This is a genomic window from Sulfurimonas sp. (assembly GCF_023228785.1).
In the GTDB taxonomy this organism is placed as follows: Bacteria; Campylobacterota; Campylobacteria; order Campylobacterales; family Sulfurimonadaceae; genus Sulfurimonas.
This window is the reverse complement of record NZ_JALOAN010000074.1, coordinates 1-3,504: the sequence shown is the minus strand read 5'-3', so window position 1 is coordinate 3,504 and position 3,504 is coordinate 1. Positions and strand designations below refer to the sequence as shown.

The following is a 3,504-nucleotide window of genomic DNA, read 5'->3' as shown; positions in this document are numbered from 1 at the left end:
TAATAGAGAAAGCGACAGAGCGCATCAATAATTTTTTAAATACAGAATACACTGAGCTGACGGCTCCTGCTACAGTAAAGGGCTGTGCGCTGAACCTCGTGGCTTACTGGTATGACAATAGGGACGGTGTGGCTGTAAAGAACACGTCAGGTCTTGAGGCTAAAACCTATAGGACAGAGAAAGAGATACTTGATTATATCGTTGACTTAAGGCCGCAGAGCTGGGTAAGTGGGGAGTAGTGGATAAAATAACTATAACTATTCCCGGAGCCGAGACTCGGAGCGCGACAGGGATAACAACCGGATACCCGGAAGTGGTAACCGCGCGCGGTCAGCTCCGAAGCGTATCGGCAAACGGAGCGGCGCAGTATCAGAGACAAGGATACGAGCTTGTGGAGTACGAGCTTGTGATACGCGACAGAAAGAAGCTTGCGAGGGACAGTATACCCTTTAAGAGCGAGATTAGTATTGTCGACGCTCGGACTGCGGAGACTCGGGAGTTTGAGATACAGGCTCCCGCGGTGCGGAGAGGTGAGTTTATAGTGGTAGGAGTTTCAGAGAAGTAAATGTCTATAAGATTTAGTTCTTATGTGAAGAATTTCGAGTCGAAGTTCGATAAATGGGAGAAAGCTCGCGTGACGGAGGCTTCTATATTCATGCAGAACAAGCTCAAAGAGACCTTGTCACAGAAGGGAACCGGCGCGGCGTATGCCCGCGGGCGCAAGGTTCATATTGCCTCAGCTCCCGGAAAGCCTCCGGCCACTGATAGCGGTATGCTAAGAAGAACTATAGCGCGCGAGGTTGTTAAGGATTTCTTCGAGTGGGTAGGTAAAGTGGGTACTCCGCTGTTGTATGGCCTATGGCTTGAGCGCGGCACGTCGCGTATGCCGGAGCCTCGACCCTGGTTAAAACCGACCTTTGAGAAAAACGCCGATCAGGTCGGGCGTATATTGTCGAGGCCTGTAGAATGATAGCCGCTGAGTTCAGTCTTGTTTTGTCGAGGCCTGTAGAATGATAGCGATACAGACAGTCATTTATAATCTGATAGTTCTTGATACGACTATAAAATCGTTAATGGATCCGGTGAAGCTGTACTTTGTCTCCCGGCCCGCAGGTACAACGGAGTATCCGTACTTTTTATACAATTTGCAGGTTGACGACGCGGGATCGCTCAAGAGTGACTACACTTTAACGATAGACTTTTACGACAGGGGCAGCACGTCTAATCGAGCGTCTGCTGTAGCGAAGGCATTATTGAAGATTTTTGACAGGGAGATTCGGTCGGGCGGAGTGGATTCTGAAAAGATAATATCGTTCCCGGGCCCGGCGAGGTTTATCCCTGAGGAAGAAGACCGTAATATCTGGCATTTGACTGCTGATTTTACGATAAGAACGGATAAAAAAGGAACTATAGGAGGTTAAGAAAATGGTTAGAAACGGAATCAGCTCAAAATCGCCGCAGAGGTACGCCCTCGGACCCGGCGAAATAAGGCTTAATTATGTAGACGGAGACAACCCCGGCACGCTTTTCGGCGCGACAATGGGCGGTAACAGCTTCATTGTAGAAATGGAAATCAGAGACACGCGCCCTGACGGAGCCAGGGGTAAGATGAAAGGGTTCAGGAATATTGACGCGATAGAGGCGCGCATTGAGGCGAATATGCTTGAGATATCGAGAGAGTCGCTCTTGAGGGCGCTCCCGGGCGCAAGCGGAGAGGTCGAAGGCGATCATTTTAAGATTACTCCCGGACTTGCCATAAGCGCAAACTCATACCTCGACAACGTGGCTATCCTGGGTAACATCTCCGGAAGCGATACGCCGTTTGTAGGTATTATAAAGAACGTGCTTGCCGACGAAGGACTGGAGCTCGCGTTTCAGGATAGAGACGACATAGTACAGCCTATCACATTCAGCGCCCACTTCGACGCGGCAGACGCGACAACCGTACCGTTTGAGGTAAGGTTTCCGGCGGACGTCGTAACGTAATATCACAATGAGAAATCTAAGAAACTCTGATTTGCTCGCCCTCGTACAGATAATGACCGATTGCGAGGGTGTGATACAGGAACTCGGCGATCTGCTCTATGAGTCTTATAGCGATAAGGCAAAGAAGTCTGAGAAAGACAAGACTCTTGACGGTGTCGAAATGGGAAGGGTTGTCATAAGCACAATTATCAAGCGCACCGGAGACAAGATACTGCACTGGCTTGCCGGGATAGCAGAGCTTGACTATGAGGCTTTTGATAATGCCGGGCCGGGCAAACTGGCGGAAGTGATAACTCATTTAAGCAAACAAGAGGGGTTATCTGATTTTTTCGCCGCTGCCTGTGCGCTATTTCCAGAACAGAAACGTTCAGAGAGCAATATTACGCCGACCTGATAGCGGTAAGCAGGCTTTATCAAGATTGGGAGAGTTTACCCTGGAGCTCGTTTGGGATACTTTTGAGCGAGGCGCGGAGGGAAGAGACAAGGAAAATAAACGCGGAGACGGTGCTCCAAATGTTGGCGAGAGGAGAGAGTTATAAGCCGAGGATGAGCCTCGAGAGGTGGATTGAGAAAATGGGCATAGTTAAGCCGAGAAAAATATCTACAAAATATAAAGAAGAGCTGTTACGTATAGCAGATGAGACCTCTCGTAAGATACGCGCGCTTGATAAAGGTAAAATAAAATGAAGATATTTGAGTTGTTCGGGTCCATATCTCTTAAGGGCGGAGCTGAGACTAAAGGCGAAATATCCGATATAGATAAGCGCGCCGTACAAATGGGGCAGAATATGCGTAAGGCCGGAGCGGCTATGACTGCCGCCGGCGGTCTTATGGTAGGCACTGCCGCTAAGATCGTAGGGTCTTATGCTAAGGCCGGTGATGAAATAAACAAAATGGCTCTAAGGACAGGTGTGTCAGAAGATGCCCTGTCAAGGTGGAGAGTTGCGGCACAGAGGTCAGGGACTGACTTAGTCGCAGTTGAGACAGGCGTTAAGCGTATGCAACGGTCAATAATAGGGCTTTCTGACGGATTGGCAGAGAATACACGATCTTTTGCAAGACTAAACTTAAACTTAGAAGATTTACAGGACTTAAAGCCAGAAGAGCAGTTGCGGTTAATTATGGCTCGTATGGCTGACATAGAAGACCCGACTTTAAGGGCAGCAACGGCTCAAGAGATACTTGGAAGGAGCGGAACGGCGCTACTCCCGGCTCTTGAGAACGGAGCGAAAGGTCTTGAGGACTTAATGAAAGTCGCAGAGGAGACCGGAGAGGTATTTGACAAAGAAGCGGCTAAAGCGGCAGCAGAGTATCAAGACTCAATGAGGGATATGTGGGGCGCTATAACGGGGCTTGTAAGAGTCTTTGCCGTAGAGCTAATGCCTGTCTTAAGGGAAGTAATAGAGCGCGTGAAAGACGCGGCCGTGGGCGCAAGGGAGTGGATCGAGGATAATCGGGAGCTCGTTGCAGGCTTAAGCCGGTTCGCGCTGATAGCCGGGGGGATCCTTTCGGTACTCG

At 49.5% G+C, this 3,504-nt stretch carries 8 protein-coding genes; all 8 read left to right on the top strand.

The genetic code is table 11. From position 1 onward, the window contains the following. Positions 1 to 239 (top strand): head-tail connector protein (locus M0Q24_RS11505; protein WP_295050795.1); only part of this gene is annotated, 239 nt, incomplete at its 5' end. Then, complete coding sequence (locus M0Q24_RS11500; RefSeq protein ID WP_295050793.1) at positions 239 to 565, top strand: hypothetical protein; 327 nt, start codon at positions 239 to 241, stop codon at positions 563 to 565. The genes M0Q24_RS11505 and M0Q24_RS11500, both read left to right, overlap by 1 nt. Further along, on the top strand, positions 566 to 970 hold the full coding sequence (locus tag M0Q24_RS11495; protein WP_295050792.1) for a hypothetical protein: 405 nt from the start codon (positions 566 to 568) through the stop codon (positions 968 to 970). Between the two features lie 40 nt (positions 971 to 1,010). Next, entirely contained in the window at positions 1,011 to 1,421 is a 411-nt protein-coding gene (locus M0Q24_RS11490; RefSeq protein ID WP_295050790.1) for a hypothetical protein, read from the top strand. A 4-nt stretch (positions 1,422 to 1,425) separates the two neighbouring features. After that, positions 1,426 to 1,986, top strand: coding sequence for a hypothetical protein (locus M0Q24_RS11485; RefSeq protein ID WP_295050788.1), 561 nt, complete (start codon positions 1,426 to 1,428; stop codon positions 1,984 to 1,986). 7 nt (positions 1,987 to 1,993) lie between these two features. Further along, on the top strand, positions 1,994 to 2,380 hold the full coding sequence (locus M0Q24_RS11480; protein ID WP_295050786.1) for a hypothetical protein: 387 nt from the start codon (positions 1,994 to 1,996) through the stop codon (positions 2,378 to 2,380). Positions 2,381 to 2,442: 62 nt separating this feature from the next. Next, positions 2,443 to 2,673: a hypothetical protein gene (locus M0Q24_RS11475; RefSeq protein ID WP_295050784.1), complete on the top strand. Its 231-nt coding sequence runs from the start codon at positions 2,443 to 2,445 to the stop codon at positions 2,671 to 2,673. Continuing rightward, a partial coding sequence (locus M0Q24_RS11470) for a phage tail tape measure protein (protein WP_295050782.1) occupies positions 2,670 to 3,504 on the top strand: 835 nt, incomplete at its 3' end. The genes M0Q24_RS11475 and M0Q24_RS11470, both read left to right, overlap by 4 nt.